This window comes from Limnohabitans sp. JirII-31 (genome assembly GCF_002778315.1).
Taxonomy (GTDB): domain Bacteria; phylum Pseudomonadota; class Gammaproteobacteria; order Burkholderiales; family Burkholderiaceae_C; genus Limnohabitans.
On the sequence record NZ_NESA01000001.1, the window covers coordinates 369,334 to 393,513 of the forward strand.

The 24,180-nt window shown below is 62.4% G+C and carries 18 protein-coding genes; 10 read left to right on the forward strand and 8 right to left on the reverse strand.

Translation table 11 applies throughout. The features are described 5' to 3' along the window. Positions 1–13: 13 nt before the first annotated feature. The 5 genes from B9Z41_RS01820 to B9Z41_RS01840 all read left to right on the forward strand — a co-directional run bounded on the left by B9Z41_RS01820 (position 14) and on the right by B9Z41_RS01840 (position 11,359). Positions 14–2,779 (forward strand): hypothetical protein, encoded by a 2,766-nt coding sequence (locus B9Z41_RS01820; protein ID WP_199172910.1) that lies wholly within the window; start codon positions 14–16, stop codon positions 2,777–2,779. Further along, on the forward strand, positions 2,763–6,971 hold the full coding sequence (locus tag B9Z41_RS01825; protein ID WP_100144392.1) for a DEAD/DEAH box helicase: 4,209 nt from the start codon (positions 2,763–2,765) through the stop codon (positions 6,969–6,971). The genes B9Z41_RS01820 and B9Z41_RS01825 overlap by 17 nt, the downstream gene beginning before the upstream one ends. 12 nt (positions 6,972–6,983) lie before the next feature. Then, positions 6,984–9,191: a hypothetical protein gene (locus B9Z41_RS01830; protein ID WP_100144394.1), complete on the forward strand. Its 2,208-nt coding sequence runs from the start codon at positions 6,984–6,986 to the stop codon at positions 9,189–9,191. A gap of 25 nt (positions 9,192–9,216) precedes the next feature. Continuing rightward, positions 9,217–10,077, forward strand: coding sequence for a phospholipase D-like domain-containing protein (locus B9Z41_RS01835; RefSeq protein WP_158236115.1), 861 nt, complete (start codon positions 9,217–9,219; stop codon positions 10,075–10,077). 424 nt (positions 10,078–10,501) lie between these two features. Next, entirely contained in the window at positions 10,502–11,359 is an 858-nt protein-coding gene (locus B9Z41_RS01840; protein ID WP_100144398.1) for a fumarylacetoacetate hydrolase family protein, read from the forward strand. A 47-nt stretch (positions 11,360–11,406) separates the two neighbouring features. On the opposite strand, the gene B9Z41_RS01845 is transcribed toward B9Z41_RS01840, so the two are convergent. The 7 genes from B9Z41_RS01845 to B9Z41_RS01875 are packed head-to-tail and all read right to left on the reverse strand — an operon-like array spanning position 11,407 to position 18,439. After that, the gene (locus B9Z41_RS01845; RefSeq protein ID WP_100144400.1) at positions 11,407–12,405 is read right to left on the reverse strand and encodes a tripartite tricarboxylate transporter substrate binding protein; all 999 of its coding nucleotides are present in this window, start codon (positions 12,403–12,405) and stop codon (positions 11,407–11,409) included. A 30-nt stretch (positions 12,406–12,435) separates the two neighbouring features. Next, positions 12,436–13,116: a CoxG family protein gene (locus B9Z41_RS01850; RefSeq protein WP_100144401.1), complete on the reverse strand. Its 681-nt coding sequence runs from the start codon at positions 13,114–13,116 to the stop codon at positions 12,436–12,438. A 7-nt stretch (positions 13,117–13,123) separates the two neighbouring features. After that, the gene (locus tag B9Z41_RS01855) at positions 13,124–13,861 is read right to left on the reverse strand and encodes an enoyl-CoA hydratase/isomerase family protein (protein ID WP_100144403.1); all 738 of its coding nucleotides are present in this window, start codon (positions 13,859–13,861) and stop codon (positions 13,124–13,126) included. Then, positions 13,858–14,685, reverse strand: a complete 828-nt coding sequence (locus B9Z41_RS01860; protein ID WP_158236116.1) for an alpha/beta fold hydrolase — start codon at positions 14,683–14,685, stop codon at positions 13,858–13,860. The genes B9Z41_RS01855 and B9Z41_RS01860 overlap by 4 nt, the downstream gene beginning before the upstream one ends. A 1-nt stretch (position 14,686) precedes the next feature. Further along, on the reverse strand, positions 14,687–17,083 hold the full coding sequence (locus B9Z41_RS01865) for a xanthine dehydrogenase family protein molybdopterin-binding subunit (protein ID WP_100144407.1): 2,397 nt from the start codon (positions 17,081–17,083) through the stop codon (positions 14,687–14,689). After that, positions 17,076–17,564 carry a (2Fe-2S)-binding protein gene (locus B9Z41_RS01870; RefSeq protein WP_100145085.1) on the reverse strand — a complete coding sequence of 163 codons (489 nt, stop codon included), beginning with the start codon at positions 17,562–17,564 and terminating at the stop codon, positions 17,076–17,078. The genes B9Z41_RS01865 and B9Z41_RS01870 overlap by 8 nt, the downstream gene beginning before the upstream one ends. Positions 17,565–17,566: 2 nt before the next feature. Further along, positions 17,567–18,439: a xanthine dehydrogenase family protein subunit M gene (locus B9Z41_RS01875; RefSeq protein ID WP_100144409.1), complete on the reverse strand. Its 873-nt coding sequence runs from the start codon at positions 18,437–18,439 to the stop codon at positions 17,567–17,569. Between the two features lie 178 nt (positions 18,440–18,617). On the opposite strand from B9Z41_RS01875, the gene gcvA reads away from it, so the two are divergent. The 5 genes from gcvA (at position 18,618) to B9Z41_RS01900 (ending at position 23,199) form a co-directional block, all read left to right on the forward strand. Continuing rightward, positions 18,618–19,544: a transcriptional regulator GcvA gene (gene gcvA / locus B9Z41_RS01880; RefSeq protein ID WP_100144411.1), complete on the forward strand. Its 927-nt coding sequence runs from the start codon at positions 18,618–18,620 to the stop codon at positions 19,542–19,544. Between the two features lie 98 nt (positions 19,545–19,642). Further along, on the forward strand, positions 19,643–21,274 hold the full coding sequence (locus B9Z41_RS01885) for a UbiD family decarboxylase (RefSeq protein WP_100144413.1): 1,632 nt from the start codon (positions 19,643–19,645) through the stop codon (positions 21,272–21,274). An 8-nt stretch (positions 21,275–21,282) separates the two neighbouring features. After that, positions 21,283–21,888 (forward strand): UbiX family flavin prenyltransferase, encoded by a 606-nt coding sequence (locus tag B9Z41_RS01890; protein ID WP_100145087.1) that lies wholly within the window; start codon positions 21,283–21,285, stop codon positions 21,886–21,888. Continuing rightward, positions 21,885–22,880 (forward strand): tripartite tricarboxylate transporter substrate binding protein, encoded by a 996-nt coding sequence (locus B9Z41_RS01895; RefSeq protein ID WP_100144415.1) that lies wholly within the window; start codon positions 21,885–21,887, stop codon positions 22,878–22,880. Before B9Z41_RS01890 ends, B9Z41_RS01895 begins: the two co-directional genes overlap by 4 nt. 10 nt (positions 22,881–22,890) lie before the next feature. Beyond that, complete coding sequence (locus B9Z41_RS01900) at positions 22,891–23,199, forward strand: DUF4936 family protein (protein ID WP_100144417.1); 309 nt, start codon at positions 22,891–22,893, stop codon at positions 23,197–23,199. A gap of 2 nt (positions 23,200–23,201) precedes the next feature. On the opposite strand, the gene B9Z41_RS01905 is transcribed toward B9Z41_RS01900, so the two are convergent. Further along, entirely contained in the window at positions 23,202–24,179 is a 978-nt protein-coding gene (locus B9Z41_RS01905) for an NADPH:quinone reductase (protein WP_100144419.1), read from the reverse strand. Between the last annotated feature and the right edge of the window lies 1 nt (position 24,180).

A 24,180-nucleotide genomic window follows, 5' to 3' on the forward strand; every position in this document is an offset into this window, starting at 1 on the left:
TTCGGACATTGCAATGCCTCAATTCAAATCACTGGCCGACCGCCAGGCAGACCAGGCAAAGGCCCGCGAGAAGCAAGCCGAGCGGGCACGCAAATACGCTGTCAAGCCCATCGGAGGCAAGCAGCCACCAGCCAAGCGGTATGAGGTGCCGCCTGCTCCTCCGTCTGCCCAGACACGTCCACAACGGCCTTGGGCACAGGTTCGCGCCGGCAATGCTCGCCTGACTTACCAGTCACGAACCGCCAACGAAACAGTCGCTGAGCAGCCGTGGGCCAAGGAGCTCGTGAGCGCTGTGCTCGCGGCAGCCGACCAGGGTGGGGTGACACTGTGCCTGGTCTGGCCGGCGAAGGTGACGGCCCTGCCGTTGTTGCACGCGCTGGCCAATGTCGAGCGCGTTTTCGCCAGGGACCTGCGTGGCGTCCGTACCTTGCTCTATCCGGGCACGCATGCCTGCCGAGCGCCGCTCCATAGCGTGCTCGCCACCCGTGAAACGTTGAGCGCTTTTTATCGGACCTTGTGGGTGCAGCAGCCGAACGGCGCGTTTGAGGCGCAATCGTGTACGTCCTCGCCGGCATTCCTTGGCGCCTTGTGGGCGCTGAACGACCTGACGCAGCATACGCCTGGCGCCCCGAACCCCTCTCTCGCGGAGCTCGTTCCGACCTTCGTCTTTGACCCTTCCAAGCGCGCTTGGGCGACGACGACATCCAACCCGCTGGAACGCACCCTCGCGAAGGTCGAACGCCTGGCTCTTCGACGCGACCTGCGCCAGAGGGTGAATCTCGAGTGGGATAGCCCCATCAAGGCACCCGGTGCCCTCATGGTGATGCACCACACAGCGCGTAAGGAGTCGTGGCGTGCGGCATTGGTTGATACGGCCTTGAAGGGCTTGGGACGCCCGGAGGTTCTGCTGCTGGATGCAACGGACGCCGCGATGCGCACGAACTACGCCGCGGTCAAGCGAATCCCCGACTTCCTGTCGTTCGCAAAAGAGAACGGGTTCTCTGATACCGGGGCTGTCATCGTGACCGACGACCCGAAGTCCTTCTTTATCTTGCGGGCCCAACTCCGTGATGCCGCGGGGACGTTTAAGACAAATGTGTGGGCCGCTGAATCCGAGGATGCGGTGCTGTCAGCGCACCCGGTTGCCGCCGATTGGCAGCCTGCTCAGCGGAGCAATTCGAACTTCAGCGTGAGCATCATCGACCGTGATGCGTCCCAGCTCGCGCTCGCGTTCCAACGTCTGACCGCCTCGGCCGGCAGCGAGGAGAGCCCTGCCTACCAGGCACTGCTCGAGGCCTGCATGTACATCCTGCGGCTGTCCAACATGCCGGCGGGATACACCGACTTGACTGTGGCGTCGGCAGAGGCCGGTGAAGGAGATTACGTAAGCCAGCAAAACGCCTGGACGCCCGTGAAGCTCAAGCTCGCCTCGGTGCTCGACTCCGGCGCGTTGAACGCGGTGCGCGACGCTGTTGCGCGGGCCATCGCCAAGGCTGAGAAGCTCCTCGACGATTGGAGCGACGCCACGCCGATGGCGTCTCGCATGCTGGCCGAAGTTCGCAAACACGCAGTTGCCAGCCGACAAGGCATCTCGCTGGTACTGCCCAGCAACCGGTACGTGCTACTGGCGCATCGCTTCCTGCAGCGCAAGCTTGGGGCGGATTGGGCCGCTGCCGAAGGGCGTATCGAGTGGCACACGCTCTCTGCCGTGGGCAAGACGCTCACGGGCGATCGCAAAGGCAAGCACTTCACCTTCGTCGGCATCAACCCCGACGTACTTCGCATCCTTGTGACGCATCCGGAAGTGCCGCACGGCACTGCGGTGCTGGTGGCCTATCGTCAGGCTGAATCCACGCTCACGGCGCTCACCAGCATGAAGGACGTGGACGCGTTCAAGGCCTACCGCGGCCGCATCGGTCTACTGGCTCAAGAGCTGGAGCGGCGCCTTGCAGACGTGCCTAACCCGCTGGTCATCAGCAGGCTTCGTGAGATGCCCCTCACGTTCAAGTTCGATGACAACGGGCCGAACGGCAAAAGCGTCGAGCAGGCCTACTACAAGTTCGACCTGGAGGGTGGTGGCCGTGCGTATGCCTCCGGCTGGGTCTATCGCCACGTGCCCGACGAGGACCCTCCCTTCCGACGGGCAGCCGCGAGCGCCATCCAACCCGGCGACTTCATCTTCGACATGAGCGACGAGCTGCGGGCCAAACTGGAGTCGTCGCTGCAACTTAATGGCGAAGGCGTGAGCTCCGTGGTGGACCCTGTGCGCATGCTGCTCAAGCTTTACCACGAGGATGTTCAGCGGCGATGCGCGTTGATGTTCACGTCCACCAAACGGTCGGCGCTGGCTCGCGAGATTCACGCCAAGATGGTCGAACTGGACCCGAAGGCCGGGGACTGCCGGCCGGGTCGGGTGTATTACTGGTTGGCCCTGCAGACCAAGGACGACACACGGCCCCACGCCTCCAAGGACTCCAAGTACTTCACAGTCTTCTGCAAGGCCTTGGGCATCAGCAACGAGGCGGCCGAGCAGCATTGGGGCTTCGTGCGCAAGGCCCGGCGGCTGAACCAGGACCTGGGGCGAGAGCTAGTCGCCCGGTACGCTGAAATTCTGTTCCAACCGGAGAGCGCCGCGGCATACCGCAAGGTGTCTGAAGAAGTCATCCAGCAGCTGCAGCAAGAGGCGTTGCGCTGCGTCTATCGAGTTGAACAAGTGGTGCCGCCACCGGCGCGGGTGACCACAAGCAAGAAGGGAGAGACAAGTGCCCATCCTCAGTAAGAACCCCCGCGACATCCACCCGGCCTGCAAGGAAGCCGTAGTCGACAGCCTGCTTAATGGGCTGTCGGCGCGACTCGCCGGACGAGGCGACTTCTACAAGGTTATCTACGGGGCCAAGCCGAGTGCGGCGCTGATGTCGGAATTCATTGTGCCGATGCCGCCCGAGGAACGAGGAGGCGACGAGGAGGCAGACCCCATCCGCATCAGTGCGCACGGCATGGACTTCCAGGTTCGCTCGGCTGCCACAAGCAGCAAGCTGGGTGTGTCGTTGGCGGGCGCCGTATACGTCCGCATCCTGCCAACCGAGGACGAAGTGAAGCCTGGGGGTCGGCTGGAGGCCACGTTCCCCTTGACGCGAGAGGCCCGAGCTGACATACGCGCCAAGGTCAAGGACGCGCTCGGCAAGATCGCCGCCGAACTACCAGGAGGCAAGACGCACCCGGAGTGGGCCGCGAAGAGCTACGACGCTCGCAAGGCCGTGTACGAGTCGATGGACCTACCGTTCGACAACCGGCTCGACCGCGCGCCGGTGGAGGCAGAGGTAGAGGGCGTCGAAGGCGACGAGGAAGGCGAGGAAGGCGAGGAAGGCGAGGAAGGCGAGGCACGCCCGGTCCAGGAAGTTGCCGTCGGCCAGACAACGCCTGACGGATTGGCAGACGATATCCCTCCGCCACCGAAATGGCTCCGGCTCGAGCTCATGCTGCCCTCCTTCGAGTTCACGCCGGCGACAGCCGAGGCAGACGCCAATAAGGCGACCGATGCGCTGAACGAGGCCATCGCCAAGCAACTCGCCGACTGGGCCGCTAGCTCAAACCCTGAGACAGGCGGCAAGTTGTGGGGGTACCGGCGCACGCGAATCCGGCCATCCGATGTGCGCGACTGGAAGGGCTACTTGGAGCGGGTGCGCGCCTCGGGCCTTGCAGTCATCGTGCCGCAGGTTGAGCTGCGCTGGGTCGTTCAGGCGATGTCAGACCCGGTCGACGCGGCTCGCGTGACCGTCCACGTAGTGCTGGAGAACTGGACCGCTCCGCTCACGAAGACCAACTTCAAGGAGCTGGAGCCCTCACTCTTCCAGGTCTCGGTGACCACGGCCGTGCCGGCGGTCGACCACCAGTTTCTCCGTCTGGACCGCGTTAAGCCGTCCTACCGATACAACCAATACCTCAAATATCCGGCGCTCGGGTTCAACGGCGGAATCACGCTGACTGTCGATGGCGCACTGCACCGGCTGACCACGACGTGGGCGCCGCGCTACGTGCTACCGCGCATCATCCCAACCGATGGTGCCGTCGAGCGCAACATCGAGAAGCTGTCGCAACCCGACTGCTTGGACGGCCTGAAACCGCTCATCACGGCCTACGAGGCCTGGCTGACCAAGGTCGAAAAGCATCCCGTGGGCCAGGGCCTCGACGGACCGAATGCGTCGGAGCAGCTGGCAGCCGAGAAGGAGAAGCTGCACTTGGACCTTGCGGCGTGGCGTCGTGAACGGGATGCCATCCGCTGCGGTCTGGACATTCTGGAGAAGTCCCGCGCGAGTTGGAGCGGACCTGGCATCCAGAAGTCGCCGCTCGGCATCCCTTTCGAGGCGTGGGTGTCGATGAGCACCGCGATGGCCAAGGTGGCGAAGTCGAAGGGCTATGACGAGTGGCGCCTCTTCCAGCTCGCCTTCATCCTGGCGTCCATTCCGGCATTCGCAACGCGCATCCCCGAATTCCACAGCTTCTACACGCCCGAGGTTTCCAAGCATGCCAACTCTGTGACCCTGTTGTACTTCTCCACCGGTGGTGGCAAGTCAGAAGCTTTCCTGGGCCTGCTTACGTTCGTGCTCTTCCTCGACCGCCTCCGCGACAAGCATCGAGGCGTATCGGCCTTGATGCGCTACCCGTTACGCCTGCTCACTTTGCAGCAAGCGCGCCGCACATTTGCGACGATGGGTGCGGCCGAGGAGGTCCGACACGCGCGTGGCCATCCTGGCGAGCCGTTCTCGCTCGGCTTCTGGGTTGGAGGCAGCAACACGCCGAATTGGCATTCCGAAGACGGCTACAACGAAGTCCCCAGCGACGACGAAGTGGCCCCCTGTGAGGAGTCCAAGCACAAGGACGTTCAGCCCTACAAGGGTGCGCGTGAGCGCTGGCTGAAACTGTCGTCATGCCCGTTCTGCGGCAACAAGGACGGTAGCCTGTTAGCACTGCGTCGTCACTCGGGCAATTGCGACAACGCAATGGGGCACTACTGCACCGCACCGAAAGAAAAGTGCTCCTGGAACGCCCGGTACGCCAAGCCAACGCCGCTGCCCTTCTTCATTGTCGACGAAGATATCTACGACCTGGCGCCGTCCGTTCTTCTGGGTACCGTCGACAAGCTCGCTGCCATCGGTCAGTCGCAAGGCACCATACGCAAGTTCTTCGGGATGTTCGGCTTTGCGCCGCTGGTCGAGACCGGCAGCGAGCGCCTATACGTGCCGATGAAGCCCAAGGACTGGGATGGTCACCCGGGCGCCGGCACGCGTGCCCTGTTCCCCTCGTTCGCTTCAGGCGAAAAGAGGTTCTTTGACCCGTTTCCGGCCCTGCTGATTCAGGACGAGGCCCACCTGCTGGACGAGTCCCTGGGGACGTTCTCGGGTCTGTTCGAGTCGGCGCTGGAGGCGGCGCTCGACCAACTCTCGCCGCTGTTGAAAGGCCACCTCTCGTACGAGCCCGAGTCGACGGTCCGTCGAACAATCAAGGTCATTGCCGCGTCGGCCACGGTCAGCGAGCCGCAGCGCCAGATGCGGAACCTCTATCAGCGCGACAACACGGTCCAGTTCCCGTATCCGGGGCCCACGCTCTACGACTCGTTCTACGCGACGCCCCACCGACCCGACGCTACGTCTGACGACACAGAGCGGGCGGCCATACCTGCGGGCGACGTGGAGCTGCGCAGCCACTGGGCGCGCGTTTACGCCTCGGTCCTGACCAACGGACATCGCCATACCGTGGCGATGGCGTCGGTGCTCGGCCACTACCACGTGATGCTCACCGGCCTGTACGAGCGCCTACGCAGTGACGAACCGACCAAGGAGGAGGCGGCCCGCAACGAACTGATTCGATGGGTGTCTCCGGGACCCCTGCAGGCCCAGTTCGTCAGGCTCCTGGCAGGCGCGGATGCTGCCACTTTGCTTACGCTGGTGGACCTGCACCGTATCGCTCTGACCTACGTCACGAACAAAAAAGGTGGCGACCAGGTTATTGATACCGAGAAAGTCCAGTTCGAGAAGCTGCACCAGGTCGAGGGCTATGCCGACCAGACCCTGAGTTCGGAACTCATATCGGGGGCAGTCTCGGCCGCGGACATCCAAGACATCGTTCGGCGGGCCGAGACACGAGTCGGTGTCAACAAGCCGTTCCCGGAACTGAATGACACCCTTCGGTCGGTCATCGCGACCTCAGCCATCTCGCACGGGGTCGACGTGGAAGAGTTCAATGCGATGTTCTTCGCGGGCATCCCGTCGGATATCGCGGAGTACATCCAGGCGTCGTCACGCGTCGGTCGCACGCATGTGGGCTTCTCGCTGCTGGTGCCTGTGCCGCAGCGGTATCGTGACCGGTTCGTGCTGGAGATTCACGACATCTTCCACCGGTTCCTGGAGCGGATGATTCTGCCGGCGGCCGTCGACCGCTGGGCCGAGAAGGCGCTGGTGCGGGTGATGCCAAGCTTCTTCCAGGAGTATGTCTGCGGCATCAACGCCATCGAGCGGCTGTGCGCATCGGATGACGACAAGAAACGCAACAGCCCAATGTTTGCCATGGCGCCCGACGTGCGGGATTTCCTGGCCGTGCAGGCCAACATGAAGACCACCGAGGCCTTCTTGGAGAAGGCGCTTGGTCTGTCCTTCTCGCCATCCCCCGAAGGCAAGAACTACTACCGTTCGCTGCTCAAGGGGCAGCTTATCCACTACCAACAGGACTTGAACGTCGACCGGCTGGTGAACGGCACTCGCCTCGTGCAGTTCTTTGCGGCGCGCAACAGTCTGCTGCGACCAATGACGTCGCTGCGCGACGTGGACCAGCCAGGCCTCATCCACGAGTCGGGCGCCGATGCCTCTTACAAGCGCGTGGCGGATGGGGCGACAGCTCGCGCGATGACCTTCATTCGGCGAGGCTCCGGCGCCGACATCGATTCGACAGATAGCGCCACGGAAGTGCGGAGCTGAGGGAGACACAAGATGGCCAAAGCCAAGACAATGAACCGCTCGCGCAACCAGCTCGCGACGGCCTACGCCCCGGAGAGCTTCTTCACCTTCGAGGGCGGGATGGGGGCCTGCATTGCCCGCTCTTCGGCTGGCGAGCCCATCCAGCTCTCAGAGTCCACGATGGACTTGGTGTTCGAGCGGATGAACGAGCTGGGGCGGGCCTGGTTCAATACCGCCTCGTCTGCGCGCGACGGTGACGCGAAAAAGCCCCGCATCCTGCCGGCGCAGTGCGTCGACCAAGCCCTACTCGACCCGACCAGGACAGAATTTCAGCTGCCGGGCCAGGACCGCTTCTACCTGTGCCGCCCCTCGCACATGGAGTACACGCCAGCGCCATTGTCGTTCGTGTGCCGCACCTGCAGGATGTTCCAGGACTATGAGACCCTTGCAGAGCTGGACAAGGCCCTCGGGACCCTCACGCCTGACCACTGCCCTAACCCTAAGAAAAAAGGCCAGTGCGACTGGGAGCAGCTTGATGTCGTTTTCGTGCACTGGTCTGGTCACTGGGAGGCAGCCTTTCCGGGCCAATGGCACTGGAGCGACCGCGATGCCAGGGTTGTCAAGCGTCGCGACAACTGCGTCTGCGGGAGCTACCTGTTCAAGTTGAATCGGCGCTCGGCCGGCATCGGTGACTGGTTCTTCGAGTGCGCCGCATGCGACAAGCCGCTGTCGCCCAAGTGGCTGCAGAACGACCGTGACACCCTACGCATCCTTGGGCCGGCAATGGGGCCGGACCGGTTGACCGAGGTGCGGATGCAGGCGACACCCTACCGCTCGTCGAGCGCGTACTACGTCAAGTCGGACCTGTTCATCGACTTCAAGGACGGCAGCCAGCAGCTGCTCACACGCCTAAGGCCGGGTCGGGAGGCGGAGCTCAAGGACTTCGTGGCTAAGCAGTATGGCTTTGCAGCGCAGCCCATCACGGATGAGGATGTGCAGAAAGCCTGCGAGGGTAAGCCCGAATGTGCCAAGGACCTGGCGGACTACCTGAGCGCCGTGGGGCAGATTAAGGCCGTCGAGCCGCAGCTGGAGACCTTTCCCGAACCTGCCCGCACTGCAATGAAGGGGCTGCTGGACCTGGCCTATAACAATCGGCAGCGCATTCTTGAAGACCTGCGCCAGAGACAGATTCTGCTGCCCAAGGTCGACCTTCCGGTGTCGGTGGTATCGAACCTTCAGAACAGACAGTCGACATTCGCATCCAAGTTCGACCCCTTCCGCCTGGCGGTGGAACATGCAGCCCTCAAAAACACGCGCTTGGACGTGGAGACGCGCACCAACGGAAAGAAGCCCTACGTGTCCTTCATTCGGCTGGACGAGGACCTCGCGCCGGAGGACAAGGACAAGACGGACCAGGTGCAGGACGCGACGCGTGCCTTGCTCGACAAGCTCGGCCTGGAGGACATGGGCATCATCCGTGAGTTCGACCTGTGTCGTTTCAGCTTCGGCTACTCGCGCATGGAGTCGACGCCCATCCTGCGTGAGAAGCGGGGCATGGACATGCCCGTTCGCCTTAACCTGTTCCCGCCGGTGAAGCAGAACGACAGCACGCGGTATCCCGTTTACGTCGTGCAACAGGGCAACGAGGCTTTGTACGTGCGGCTCAAGGAAGAACTTGTTCTCGAATGGCTGCGCAGCCTGAAGTGCCCGGACATGTTTACGCTGAACGCGGGCGAGAAGATTGGCGCGGGCCTGCTCGGTGTGGCACAGCCGATGAGTCCGTTCCTGGACAACTTGCCGGAGACCACGACCCCGCCGGTCTATCTCTATTTGTACACCCTGCTCCACAGCTATTCGCACTTGTTGATGAAGCACGTGTCGGAGTACTCCGGCCTGGATCTGGGCTCGCTGGGCGAGTACATCTTCCCTGCCGACCTGGCCTTCGTGGTCTATCGCAACGGCACGACCATGGACCTTGGCAACCTGTCTGCACTCTGGCGCAACGCCGGCCCGCCGATGCTGACTGCGATGCTCGGCCCCAAGGCAACGCAGTGCGGCACGGGCTCGCTGTGCACGGAGCGCGGCGGCGCCTGTCCTGATTGCGTGATGATGCCGGAGACATCGTGTATTGCAGGTAACAAGTTGCTCTCAAGGTCGGTTCTGCGGTCCATCGGGGGCAGACCTCGCCTCGACAAGCGGGGCGCGCCGATTCGCGGCTACCTTGATATGGCCAAGCCGTAGGTGTTCCGGGATGGCGACGCAGAGGTTGACCGCGTTCGAGCAGTCCGTTCTGGCCGGTTTGGCTGAGAAGGCTGGGCTCACCGCGATGGTGCTGGAGGCCTGGGCGGAGCTGCCAGCCGACTCGGTGCAGTCAGCCCGTTCGCTCGTCGATGCAGCGCAACTGAACGTCACCGAAGAAGGTGCGACTCAGCGCCATCTCGAATGCGCAGCCCGCTTGGGGCTCGTGGAATCGACGCCCGCGGGATTCAAGCCGCGCAACGGTATGCACGAGCGCTTCCCGCGCCTGGCCTTCGCCCTTCATGCTGTGGAGCACTATCGGTCGTCGGTGCATCGCGACGCGACTCTGGCGCGGGTGGTGCTCACCAAGCCGCCGCGGCCCAGCGTGCTGGAGGAAAAGCTCTCGGCACTGGGATGGCGAACTGCCGAACTGGAGGCCACTGAGAACGCCTTCCACGGCATGGTGCGAGCGGCTCGACGACGTGTGGTTGTCATGACGCCGTTCTTTGACAGCACCGGAGCTGCCTGGCTGCGGGAGATGCTGTCGTATGCATCGCCGGGAGTCGAACGTACCCTGATTCTTCGCAGCCTGGAAGACGACATGCGGAAGGACTATCCGTCCGGCTTTGACGCTATCTCGCTGTGGCTCAAGGCGCACGGCATACGTGTCTTCAACTACTCGATTCCGCGCAAGGAGGGCGGTCGCGAGACCTTCCATGCGAAGGCGGTGCTGTGTGACAGGAGCGCAGCCTACCTCGGTTCGTCGAATGTGACGGCCGCCTCTTTGGAGCACTCGATGGAGATGGGCGTGGTACTGGAGGGGCGTGCTGCTACCGGTGTGGCTGAGGTTGTTGATGCTGTTCTGGCCGCTTCCACCCTTTGGGCTTAAGCTACTCTCCTAGCCCGAGCAATAGAAGACGAGGTTCTGAAGCCCTGAAGCACTCAGCGCACGAGCCTTCAAGTTTGCTATGCGGGAGTTTTTGCTAGCCTATCTGACCCGCTGTACAGAGGTAAGGCGACACTCAATATTGGATCGGGACGCTGCGGATTTTGCATATCGCCATTTCGAACGTCCGGTTATCGTACGAACGATCGAGCGTCTCTTGACGGTCAATGGCTGCAGTTCAACTTGCAACGATCGATGACTGCAACCGCCGCAAAGCGACCCTTCACAAAAGGACAATGACCGAAATGCTCAAACCTTTTATGAGCTTTTCTTAACCGCTACCCGCCCGGTTTCCTAAGAGACATCCCCCCACTAACCACCTCTCTCAACGTAGCAAAATACACAGCAACTTCCAAAGGAATTGCCTGTGAAAATTTGTAGATTCGACAACGACCAACTCGGCCTGGTAGAGGCCGATGGTGTGCGCGATGTGACGGCCGCTTTGTCGGTGCTGCCCACCTGCCACTACCCCTTGCCACGCAACGATTTGCTGATCACGCATTTGCCTGCGGTGATGGCCGAGATCACGCGCATGGCACCCACTGCACCCAAGCTGCCGTTGGCGGGGCGACGCTGGCTGTCGCCAGTGGCCAATCCGGGCAAGATTATGGCGGCCCCGGTCAACTACAAAAAGCATTTGGACGAAGCCCGCGAGCAAGCCGAGATTCACCACAACAACCAAATTTTGGAAATCCAAAAAATTGGTCTGTTCCTCAAGGCCAACAGTTCGCTGTGCGGTGCCAGTGCGGGCGTGGCCTTGCAGCACCTGGACCGCCGCAACGACCACGAGGCCGAGTTGGTGGTCATCATTGGCAAGGGCGGGCGCAACATCAAAGCCGCCGATGCCTGGGGCCACATTGCGGCTTACTGTACGGGGCTCGACATGACGGTGCGTGGGCCGCAAGAGCGCAGCTTGCGCAAGTCGATTGACAGCTACAGCGTGCTCGGCCCCTGGTTGGTCACCGCCGATGAAATTGGCCACGCCGACCAGATGGATTTTTCATTGCACGTCAACGGCGAGTTGCGCCAACAAGCCAACACACGCGATTTGCTGATTGGCATTCCAGAGCTGATTGAGTTTGCCTCGTCGTACTACAGCCTAGAGCCCGGCGACTTGCTCTACACCGGCACGCCCGAAGGCGTGGCGCCGGTGGTGCCGGGCGATGTGATCACCACCTCGTTCGCTGGCATTGGCGAGATGACGGTGGCGGTGCGCGCCGCTTAAAGCACGGAGCCAAGCCCCAAGTGCATTGGGGCTTGGGCGCGGCAGGCTTATTCTTTTTCCAAGCCGCTGCGCTTGACAATCTCGCCCCAGTTTTTGAGTTCGCTGCGCAAATAGGCAGCGGCTTCTTCGGGGCTGGTGCTGGTGCGCGGTTGCAGGCCCAGCGACACCAGTTTTTGTTCCATGTCGGGTTGCGCCATCACGCTGTGCAGCGCGTTGTAGGTGGTCTTGACCAGGTCTTTCGAGGTGCCCGCAGGGTAGAGCATCATCAGCCAAGTCACAGCCGTGAAGTCGGCAAAGCCTTGCTCAATCATGGTGGGCACCGAGGCCAGTGAACCGCTCAAGCGCTTGGAGCTGCCCGCTGCAAGGGCACGTAAGCGGCCCGACTCCACGTGGGCGCGCACGGCAGACGCGGTTTCCAGCGCCATCGACACGTTGCCCGAAATCACATCGGTCAAGCCCGCCACGCTGCCTTTGTAGGGAATGTGGGTGATCTTCAAGCCTGCTTTGCGTTTGAGTTCTTCCATGGCCAGGTGCGACACCGTGCCGTTGCCCGACGAGGCGTTGTTGAGCTTGTCGGGGTTGGCCTTGGCGTAGGCAATGAGTTCTTTGAGGTTGTTGACCGGCAAGTTGGGGTTGCACACCAGCACAAAGGGCAGGTCGCCAATCAGGCCCACGGCTTCAAAGTCTTTGCCGCTGTCGTAGGGCACGCTCTTGTAGATGTGCGGGTTGGTGGCCACGGCAGACATGTGGGCAATCATCATCACCGAGCCGTTGGTGGGCGACTTGGCCAACTGGCCCAGCGCCAGGCTGCCGCCTTGGCCGGGGCGGTTGTCCACCACGTAGTTGTCGCCGGTGATGGCGCGCATGCGCTCGGCCAACACACGCGTGACCATGTCGGTGGCTTGCCCCGCCGGGAAGCCCACCACCACTTTCACCACCTTGCCGCTGTCCATGATTTGGGCGTGGCCCAAGGGCGTGGCACCCAGCGCAGCAGCGCCTGCACTGGCCAGCACGAGTTGGCGGCGTGAGAGGTGAGAGGGGGTCATGCGTGTGTCTCCTAAATTTTTTTGTTCAGCTCAATGCATCCAGCGGCCAGCGGCGATGGCGATGAACGCCCCCAGCAACGCAGCAGGTGCCAACCACCATCCAGGCACCAGGGTGGTGTCGTGTGGGTTGGCATGTGCGGTGGCAGGGCTCGGTGCGCCAGCGGGTGCGCCAGACGATGCGCCATGCGATGCAACCGTGCTGGCAGACGCAGGAGCTGTGGCAGCCATAGGCGCAGCAGCTTTGTCTTTGGCGCTGTCGGGCGCAGCCTCAGCGGGCACCAGTTGCAAACGGAAGGCTTTGAAGAAGTCGTCCGTCATTTTTTTGGCCACGCTGTCGATCAGGCGTGAGCCCACCTGGGCCAGCTTGCCACCCACTTGGGCGCGGGCTTCGTAGGCCAGTTCGGTGCCTTCGGGCGTGTCGCGCAGGGCCACGTTGGCGCTGCCTTTGCCAAAGCCCACGGCACCGCCTTGGCCTTCAAAGTGCATCAGGCACGAGCTGGGGGCATCCACCTCGCTCATGCGCAGGCTGCCTTGAAAGCGCGCGCGCAGTGGGCCAATGACCGTCTTGATCGCCACCTTGAATTCGTTGGGCGCGGTCAGCTCCACCGACTCGCAGCCTGGCAAGCAGGCTTTGAGCACCTCGGGGTTGTTGAGTGCAGCCCACACCACGTCGCGTGGCACGGGGATGACTTGTTTGCCAATGATTTCCATAGGGGGCTCAGTGCGCTTTGCGTTTCATGGCGGCCGAGGTGTTGACCATCGAGTGCAAGCTGCGTGCATAGTCGATGGCGCCTTGCTCGTCCATGCGAGGGGCCACGCGCAAGTACTCTTTGAGACCCAAGATGGCAGGGCGTGGGCGGCTGAGCAAGATCTCGCAGAAGCGGTCCACTTCGGCTTGGAGTTTGTCGGCGGCCACCACGTTGCTGACGATGCCGTAGGTCATGGCCTGTTGGGCGCTGATGAAGTCGGCCGAGTAGGCCATCCACAAAATGGCGTTGCGGTTCATGCGGTCGTACACCGCAGACATGACCATGGTGGGCATCACGTTGTGTGCGATTTCTGGAATGTTGAAGGTGGCGGTGTCACTGGCAAACGACACGTCGCACAGCGACGCAATGGCGGTGCCAAAGCCCATGCAGCGGCCTTCGATCACACCAATCACAGGCACCTTGCAGCTGCGCAGCGCTTTGTAGCTGTTGAAGATCGAGTCATATTCGTCGCGGCGTGTGTAGGCTTCGGCAGCGGGCGGGGTGGTGCCTGCGTCGCGGATGCGGCCGGTGCAAAAGTCGGGGCCCACGCTGGTGAGGATCACGGCGTCAGAGGTTTCATGGGCGTTGAGCACCGCCTCAGACAAGGCGGCGGCCATGCTGTCGGAGGTGCCGTTGTCTTCGGCGCGGTTGAGTTGGATGCGAAGAAGACGACCGTCTTGTTGGATCAGCAGGTGGGGGTGGCTCATGGTTTGCTCCAGGCGGGGGTGTTGAAAAAGTGGCGCATCAACGCAGCGTTGAAGGCGGTGGGTTGGTCAATGTTGGGCAGGTGGCCCGCGTCGGCAATGATTTCCAGTTTTGCGTTGGGGATGACCTCGCACAAACCTGCCATCACCTGTGGAAACACGCCGTCGTTGGCGCCCGTCAGCAAGGTGGTGGGGGCTTGAATGCTGGCTGCTTGGGGCAGGTAGTTCAAGGTTTGAATGGCTTGGGCGCAGCCCACAAAGCCTTCCACTTGGGTGGCACCCACGGTGTCTTGAAAACGCTTGGCGGTGTCGGGATGGGCGTCCAAAAACGCTTTGCCAAACCAGCGCTCGGTGGTGGGCACGGCCAATACGGCGCAGCCTTGGGCACGGGCGGCGTCGATGCGTTCGTTCCACACCGCACCGGCGGCTTCGGGCATGTCGGCACGGCCGTCGCACAGCAGCAAGCTCAACACGCGCTCAGGGTGGCGAACGCCCAAACCAAAGCCGCTCATGGCACCCAGCGACAGGCCCACGTAGTGCGCGCGCTCGATGTGCAGGGCATCCAGAATGGCGATGGTGTCGGCCACCAAGTCGTCCATCACATAGGGGGCGGGGCCCGCTTCTGAGCCGCCGTGGCCGCGAATGTCGGCACGCAGCACACGCCAGCCGCAGGCGGCCAGCAGTTCGGCTTGTTGCGCCCACATCATGCTGGACGACAAGATGGAGTGGCTCATCACAATGGCGGGACCGTTGGGGTTGCCTTGTTCAAGCACCGACAGGTTGCCCACGGGGCCGGGGATGTGGTGTTGCAGGGTGGCGTGGCTCATGTCAAACATTTCCTTGTCTCTGTTGTAGGGCAGCCCAGATGGCTTGCGGGGTCATGGGCAAATGGTCGATCGAGGCACCCAGGGGCGCCAAGGCATCGTTGACTGCGCTGGCAATCGCGGCAGGGCTGCCGAGGTAGCCAGCTTCGCCCGAACCCTTTTGACCGAACTCGGTCAAGGGCGAGGGGGTGCAGTGGTCGACGATGGTAATGGCGGGCACTTCGGCGGAGCTGGGCAGCAGGTAGTCCATGAAGGTGCCGGCCAGCAACTGGCCTTCGTCAGAGAACGCGAACTTCTCCATCAGCGACGCACCCAGGCCGTGGGCAATGCCGCCGTAGGTCATCCCGTGAACGACGTCGGGGCTGATCATCACGCCGCAGTCGTGGCCGCACACATAGCGCTGGATGCTGACTTTGCAGGTCTCGGGGTCGATGCTGGCCAAGATCACGTGCGACTCGAACGAGTGGCAGGGGTACATCTGAATGCGGCCGTCTTCGGTGGGCAAGGCGCCCCCGGTGGGCACTTCCATCACAAACTTTTCTTGCAGGCCGGGCTCCATGTGCTCGGGCAGCAGGTGGTATTTGCGGTGGGCCACATCCACCATGGCGTCCCAGCTCATGCGCACGCTGGGGTCGCTGCGCAGGTGCACATCGCCGCCTTCGTACACCAACTGATCGAGCGGTTGCTTGAGGTTGTGGGCCGCAATGTGCAGCAGCTGTTGGCGAATTTTTTTGGCGGCACCGGCTGCCGCGCCACCCAGCATGATGGCCATGCGGCTGCCCACCGGGCTGTTGGAGGGCAGGGCGTTGAGCGAGTCGGCGTGGATGACGCGGATGCTGTCGGGCGCGCGGTGCAAGATTTCGGCCACCACGGTGGACACCAAGGTCTCATGCGCTTGGCCCGAGGTGGAGGTAGCCATCAACGCCGTGACGGTGCCGCCTAAGTCCACGCGCACCAGGCACGAGTCCATCCAGGTGGTGGTTTGGTTCTTGGGGTTGAACAGTGGCTCGAACGACGAGTTGCCGCCCGAAGGCTCCAGGCAGGTGGAGATGCCAATGCCAGCCAACATGCCTTGGGCGCGCAGGCGGTCACGCTCTTGCACGATGTGGGTCATGGGCGCGGCGTTGAGGGCTTTGTCCATCACGGTGGCGTAGTCGCCCGAGTCGTAGTGCGTGCCGCTGGGGATGAGGTAGGGGAACTCGTCTTTGCCAATCAGGTTGCGGCGGCGCAGCTCGATGCGGTCCATCTTGAGAAAGCGTGCCACTTTGTCGATCCCGGTTTCCAGCGCGTAGTTGGTGGGCGATTGGCCAAAGCCACGCACCGCTTCTTGCGGGGTTTTGTTGGTCATCACCGCCATGGCGTGGTACTCGACGCTTTGAATGCGGTACGGCCCCACGATGGCACCCACGGGCTTGCCCAACTGCAAGGGCGAGCGGCCCGAGTAGGCGCCAATGTCGTCCAAGGCGCGCATGCGCATGGTGCGCAAGGTGCCGTCGTTTTGAAAGCCCAGTGTCACATCAAAAATGCGATCCGGGCCTTGCATGTCGCCGCCGCGCATGTTCTCGATGCGGTCTTCCACAAAGCGCACCGGGCGACCGAGTTTTTTGGCGAGGTAGCCCACCATGATGGAGTGCTTCAAGCCGCGCTTGACGCCGTAGCTGCCGCCCACGTCGACGTCAAAGTGCACGCGCACGCCGTTGCCGGGCAAGCGCAGGGCTTTGGCCAGTTGGTCGGGGAACTTGGGCATCTGAATCGACGCCCACACGTCGAGCACCTCGGTGGCGTCGTTCCACTCGCAGGCCACGGCAAAGGTTTCGATGGGCACGGTGGAGTTGCGTGCCCAACGCACGCGGTAGCTGAGCTGGTGGTCGCACTTGGCAAAGTCTTCTTCGACCGGGCCCCACACAAACTTGCGGTCAAAAATCAGGTTCGAGCCGTGCGCGGGGTGCACCAGCGGCGCGTCGCTGTGCAGCGCCGCTTCGGGGTCGACGATGTGGGCGGTTTGTTCGTACTCCACCATCACCAGCTCGGCGGCGTCTTCGGCCAGGGCGCGGGTGTCGGCCACCACAGCGGCCACCCATTCACCGGCGTAGCGCGCCACGTCCGAGGCCATGGGAAAGCGCGTGACCTGCGGTGCATCCACGCCCGGCAACACCGGGTCGGTGGCGGCGCGCAACTCAGCACCGGTGACCACCGCATGCACGCCGGGCATGGCCAGGGCTTGTGAGGCATCGATGCTCAAAATTTTGGCGCTGGCGTAGGGGCTGGCCACCAAGGCCACGTGCAGCATGCCTTGGCGGTGAATGTCGGCGGCGTAGTGGCCTTGGCCCACGACAAAGCGTTTGTGTTCGACCGCGCGGCGGTGTTTGCCGATGTAGCGGAAAGGGGTGGCGTCACTCATGGCTGTGCTCCTGGGGGGAGGTGGCGTGCATCACCGCATCCACGATCTGTTGGTAGCCGGTGCAGCGGCACAGGTTGCCGCTGATGGCTTCGCGCACTTGCGCTTCGCTGGGGTGCGGGTTGTGGGCCACCAAGGCGTGGCAGGCAATCAACATGCCCGGCGTGCAGTAGCCGCATTGCAGGGCGTGTTTTTCGCAAAACGAATCTTGAATCTTGGACAGGCAGCCGCGCTCGGGGGCCAGGCCTTCGACGGTGGTGACCTGCATGCCATCGGCTTGCACAGCAAACATGCAGCACGAGCGCACGGGCTCGTCGTTGAGCAGCACCGAGCAGGCACCGCACACGCCGTGTTCGCAGCCCACGTGGGTGCCGGTCAGGGCCAGCTCGTCGCGCAGAAAGTCGACCAGGGTGGTGCGGGGTTCAACGTCGCGCTGTTGCAAGACGCCGTTGACGCGAATTTGGACGGTCTTTTTGGAGGGCATGGTCATTCTTTCGGGGTGGCGGCTTGCAACAAGACACGGGCCAACAAGGCGGCGGCCAAATGGCGGCGGTAGTCGGCGCTGGCGTGCATGTCGCTGCCGGGGTCACAGGTTTGGGCGGCGGCGTGGGCCACGTCTTTGGCCAGCTCGGGGCTCAGGCGTTGGCCCACCAGTTGTTGCGCGAGTTCTGCAAACACCAGCGGTGTGCCACTGACGCCACCCAAGCCAAAGCTGGCGCGGGCGACCAAGCCTTGTGCATCGAGTTGCACCTGGCAAGCGGCCGAGGCCATGGCGAAGTCGCCGTGGCGAATGGCGGTTTCTTGAAAGGCGGAGCGAATGTGCGTGCCTTGCCAGATGGGCCAGTCGATGCGATGCAGCAAGTCGGTGTCGCCGATGGCGGTGAACATGGGGCCCAAGAAGAAGTCTTGCGCGTCCACGCTGCGTGGGCCTTCATCCGCGCTGTCCAAGTGCAGCGTGGCACCCAAGATCAATGCAGCCAGCGGCAACTCAGCGGAGGGGTCGGCATAGACCAAGCTGCCACCCACGGTGCCACGGTTGCGGGTTTGTTGGTGGCCCACCCAGTGCAGGGCTTGGTGGATGAGGGGCAGTCGCTGGCCAATCTCGGCATGGCGCTCTACCTCGCATTGGCGCACACCGGCACCCAGGGTGAGGGTGTCGGGCGTGAGGCTGATGGTGCGCAGGGCGTCGAGGCGGTGGATGTCCACCAACAACTCGGGGCGTGCCAGGCGCATGGCCATCATGGGCACCAGGGTTTGGCCACCGGCAATCAGCTTGGCGTCGCCGCCGTGCTGTTGCAGCAGGCTCAGGGCGTGCTCGACGTTGTCGGCACGGATGTAATCGAAGGCTGCGGCTTTCATGGGCTGATGTTCCGAATGGCTGTGGGGGTGTGCTGACTATTTCTCACGCGCGGCTCCTTCTTGGGTCGGGCCAGAGTGTCTATTGAAAATGCCCATGCAAGCAATTCAGTAATATTCACGTTGCCTGAGAAAATCTCATACGGCAGAGCCGCCCCCCTAACTAACATTGCCTTCACTTATGAGAAAACTTCCTCCGTTGAATGCGGTCCGTGCATTTGAGGCAGCGGCGCGTCATGTGAGCTTCACCAAGGCGGCCAAAGAACTCTTTGTCACACACGGTGCCGTCAGCAAGCAAGTGGCGGTGCTGGAGGCCTGGTTGAGCACACCGCTGTTCAACCGCAGCCAGTCGCAGCTCAGCCTGACCGATGCGGGGCGCACGTTTTTGACGGCGGTGACCCCAGCCCTGGACCGCATTGCCGTGACGGCCATGCAGTTGGTGGAGCAGGCCGAGCCCACGGCCTTGCGCATCAACGCACCGCCCACGTTCACCATGCGCTGGTTGATCCCGCGCATCTCGGCATTTCAAAAACGCCGGGGTGGGGTGGAGGTCAAGCTCACCACCTCGACCGCGCCGGTGAACTTTGAAGAGCGCGGCTACGACGTGGCCATTCGCGGGGCCCACGAGCCCTTGCCCGGTATGGTGTCGGTGCCGTTCATGACCGAGACCATCGTGCCCATTTGCCACCCCGACTTGTTGGAAGGTGGGCGACTCCAAGACCCAGAAGATTTGGCCGAACACACCTTGATCAATTACGACACCGAGCCACTGACCTGGACCGAGTGGTTGGCAATGGCCGAGGTGTCGCCAGACGCAGCACCTAGCAAGTCTTTGCACTTTGAGCAGATGTACTTTGCCCTGCAAGCTGCCGCCGAAGGTTTGGGCGTGGTGCTGGTGCCTTTGTTTTTGGTGGCCGACGATGTGATTGCCGGGCGCTTGTGCGCGCCCTTTGGTTTGCGGGTGGCGCGTCAGCGCCGCTACTTTGCCAACTCGCCGCTGGGCGCGGCGCAAAACCCCGTCATTGAGAGTTTCAGTGACTGGCTGCTCAAAGAAGGACAAGACACCGAGCGCTCCATCGCGCAGTTGGCCGACACCATGAAGTGGTAAGGGGTGTGAGTTTTTCTCGGGTATTGCCGGATGCAGGGTGACAGCGATGCAGGCATCATCGCAGCCTGATTTCTCAGACTACAGATTGAACCTCTCCCATGAGCCAACACACCACCGGTTACCCCGATTTGCACGACCACTTGGAGGAGCTTAAGCGTCGCGGCTTGCTGCAAGTGATTGACCGTCCCATCGACAAAGACTCTGAGTTGCACCCCTTGGTGCGCTGGCAGTTTGTGGGCGGCATGGACGAGGCCGAACGCAAAGCGTTTCTCTTCACCAACATCGTCAACGCCCAAGGCCGCAAGTACGACATACCGGTGGTGGTGGGCGCACTGGCCGCTAACCGCGAGATTTACAGCGTGGGCATGGGCTCGTCGGTGGAGCAAATCCAGGCGCGTTGGGACCAAGCCATCAACCACCCCATCAAACCGCGCATGGTCGAGAACGCGCCTTGCCACGACGTGGTGCATGAAGGAGCCGACTTGCAAGGCGAGGGCAAGGGCCTGGACATGTTGCCCATTCCCATTTCCACACCTGGCTTTGACAGCGCGCCCACACTGACCGCGACCAACGTGATCACGGTGGACCCTGAGACCGGCGTGCAAAACATGGGCACCTACCGTTGTGCCCTGAAAGCGCCCGACCGCTTGGTGGTGCGCATGGCCACCCGCGTGGGCGGTGCTGGCGGTTACCTGCATTACCAAGCATGGAAGAAGGCCGGACACAAAACCATGCCCTGCGCCATCGTGCTGGGCTGCCCGCCGTATGTGGCGTTCATGGGCCCACAAAAACTGCCCATCGGCATGGACGAGTTCGATGTGGCCGGTGGCTTGGCGGGTGCGCCCATTGAGGTGACCCAGGCCCGCACGGTGAACCTGCGGGTGCCCGCGCAAGCCGAGATCGTGATTGAAGGCCAAATCGATTTGGAATTTTTGGAGCCCGAGGCACCGTTTGGTGAGTCGCATGGCCACGTGGCGCTGGAAGAGTTCAACCTGCCCATGACCATCACGGCCATCACCCACCGTGCCAAGCCGGTGATTCCGTCGTACATCAGCCAGGTGGCACCCAGCGAGTCGAGCGTGATCAAGCGCGTGGCCTACGAGCCCTTGTTCTTGGCGCACTTGCGCAATGCCTTGGGCATTCGCGGCGTCAAGCGCGTGTCGCTGCACGAGCCGCTCACGGGCTTGCTGCGCGTGACGGTGATCACCTTTGACAAAGACACCCCCAAGACCGAAGTGTGGCGTGCCCTGTATGGCGCGGCGTTCTTCAAAGGCGACTGCGGCAAGATTTGCATTGCGGTCAACGAGGACATCGACCCCGACAACGCCGACGCGCTGCTGTGGGCCATGGCCTACCGCATGAACCCCGTGGTCGATGTGCAAACGCTGGAGCACCGCGGCCAGGGCCACGGACCCAAGCGCGAGTTGGACGGCGAAGAAGACTCCACCTTGTTGATGGATGCCACCATGAAGTCGGTCATGCCGCCCTTGGCCTTGCCCACGCAGCCCTACATGGAGCGCTCCAAAGCCATTTGGGAAGAGCTGGGCTTGCCCAAGCTGCGCCCGCAAGCGCCGTGGTTTGGCTACACCCTGGGCGACTGGCTGCCCCAGTGGGAGGCCGCTGCCCAGCGCGCCGCCACCGGACGCTACCTGGAGAACGGTGCCATCAGCTTGACGCAGCAGCGCAATGACGTGAAGGCCGAAACCAAGTTTCGACCGGACGAGCAGTGAGCGCTGTCATGTCTAGTCCCTCTAGCAAAACACCACGACGTTTGATCGTGGGCATCAGTGGTGCCTCGGGCATTGTGTATGGCGTGCGCATCTTGCAAGCCTTGCAACACAGTGACATCGAAACCCATTTGGTGATGAGCGATTCGGCGCGTTTGACGCTGACGGCCGAGACCGACTACACCCACAAAGAGGTGGAGGCCATGGCCTTTGAGGTGCACAACGCCAAGAACATTGGTGCCACCATTTCGTCCGGGTCGTTCAAGACCATGGGCATGGTGGTGGCCCCGTGTTCGATTCGCTCGCTGTCTGAAATTGCCTATGGCATGACCACCAGCTTGTTGTCGCGTGCGGCTGACGTGGTGCTCAAAGAGCGCCGCCGCCTGGTGCTGATGGTGCGTGAGACACCGCTGCACGCCGGTCACCTCAAAGCCATGACGCAAGCCTGCGAGAACGGCGCCATCCTCATGCCACCGGTGCCCGCTTTGTATGCGCGGCCACAAACCTTGGACGACATGGTCAACCACACGGTGGGACGGTGCCTGGACCTTTTTGACATTGAGACAGACCTGGTGTCCCGTTGGGCGGGCATGGGCAAAACAGGAGACAAAAAATGACAACGACGATGGCTAAGTCTGCCGCCTGGTGCGCGCGGTGGTTGGTGTGTGTGGGGCTGCTGGGTGCGGCGTCTGTGCTGCATGCGCAAAGCAACAACTACCCCAACAAACCCATTCGTCTGGTGGTGGGCTATGCACCCGGTGGTGTGGCCGACATCACGGCACGCATGGTGGCGCAAAAGTTGTCGGACGCTTTGGGTCAGCAGGTGGTGGTGGATAACAAGCCCAGCGCGGGCGGCATTGTGGCCGGTGAAACCGTCGCCAAGGCTGATGCCGATGGCTACACCTTGCTGCACATGAACTACGGCAACGCGGTGAGTGCGGCCATGTTCAACAAAATGCCCTACGACATCAAGCGCGACTTTCAGCCGATCTCGGCCATGGGCTTTTTTGACGTGGTGATGTTGGTGGACAAAAGCTCTGACATTCAGAGCGTGCAAGACTTCATCACCAAGGCGCGCGCCAACCCCGAGAAGTACAACATTGGCACTGTGAGTTTGGGCAGTGGCCAACACATGTCGGCCGTGCTGTTCAAAAGCCTGACCGGCTTGAACGCCACCATCGTGCCTTACCGCACCACGCCCTCGTTGATGCTGGCACTCAAGAGCAAAGACATTGCGGTGGCGTTTGAAATCATCTCGCCTGCCATGCCCTTGATTCGCGGTGGCGAGATCAAGGCCATGGCGGTGTCCTCAGGCTCGCGTTTCCGTGGCTTGCCCGAGGTGCCCACCCTGGCCGAGAGCGGTGTGAAGGGCTACAACGTGACGGCCTGGAACGGCGTGGCCGCACCGGCCAAAACACCGCGCCCCATCATTGAGCGCTTGAACAAAGAAATCAACGCGGCACTGGCCTTGCCCGATGTACGCAGCAAGTTTCAAGACGTGGGCATTGACGCACGCGGTGGCACCCCCGAAGAGTTGCGTGACATTTTGTCGACCGAGATCGACAAGTGGAACAACTTGGTGACCACCATGAAGTTGGAGCGCCAATAAGGCCGGACCCATGAGCACCGCACACACGCACACCGGCGTCACTTTGTTTGTGTACTACAAGCTGCCGCTGCCCGAGCATGCGCAGTGGGTGGGGCGTGTGCGTGCGTTTCAGCAGGCGGTGGTGCAAGCCTGGCCGGGCATGACCGTGGAGTTGATGCAGCGGCCTGAAGCCTCACCCGAGGGCTTGGAGACGTGGATGGAGGTGTACCGCCACCCCCAGGGCGTGTTGCCTGACATGATGGCCTCAGTGGCCACCCTGGCGCAAGCGCACGGACTGCCCCCCAAACGTGCGGCCGAGCTGTTTGTGCCTTTGCACTGACGTTAGAGCGTGATCACCACGTTGCCCATCACCTGACCACTCTCCACTGCTTGGTGGGCTTTGACGATGTCTTGCAGCGGGTACTGCGCGGCCACCGCGTGGACCAGCGCGTTGTCTTGCAGCAGTTGGGTCAAATAGCGCAAGCCATGCTGGCGGTCTTCGGCTGTCAAGTCGTAGACCAAGAAGAACTTCAAGGTCATGGAGTTCCACAGCAAGGGGCGGAAGGTGACCGTCACATCGCCCGCCACGTTGGAGCCGTAGCACACCAAGGTGCCGTGGCGCTTGATGCTGCCGTCAGCGGTGAGGCGGTGTGAGGTGGAGAAGTCCATGTCAATCACCACATCCATACCTTGGCCGTTGGAGAGTTGTTTGATGCGCTCACTCACCGATTCGGTTTTGTAGTGAATCACCTCATGCACGCCGACACGGCGCACATGCTCGGCTTTGGCTTCGGAGCCTACGGTGCCAATCACGCGTGCGCCTTGCAGCACCGCCAGTTGCGCGGCGTAGTGGCCCACTGCCGACGAAGCGGCAACGACCAACACGGTTTTATCTTTGAGGTCGCCCGCCAAATGAATGGCTTGAACTGCGGTGAGGGCCGGGATGCCAAAGCAGGCCGCAGATGCAAAGTCGATGTGATCGGGCAGCGCCACGGCTTGTTGTGCAGGCAGGGCGATGTATTCACACGCGGTGCCCCAGGGGCGCTGCCACTGGCCATTCCAAATCCACACGCGCTCGCCGATGCGTGCAGCGCTGACGCCCGCACCCACCGCGTCGATCACGCCCGCGCCATCGCTGTGGGGAATGATTTCGGCGTCGGTGATGGGCCGCGTTTTGCGCGACTTCACGTCAGACGGATTGACGCCTGAGGTGGCGAGCTTGACGCGCACTTCACCCGCAGCGGGTTGTGGGGTGGGCAGTTCGCCCAACGTCAACACCTCAACGGCTTCACCGTTGCGGTTGTACCAAGCAGCTTTCATG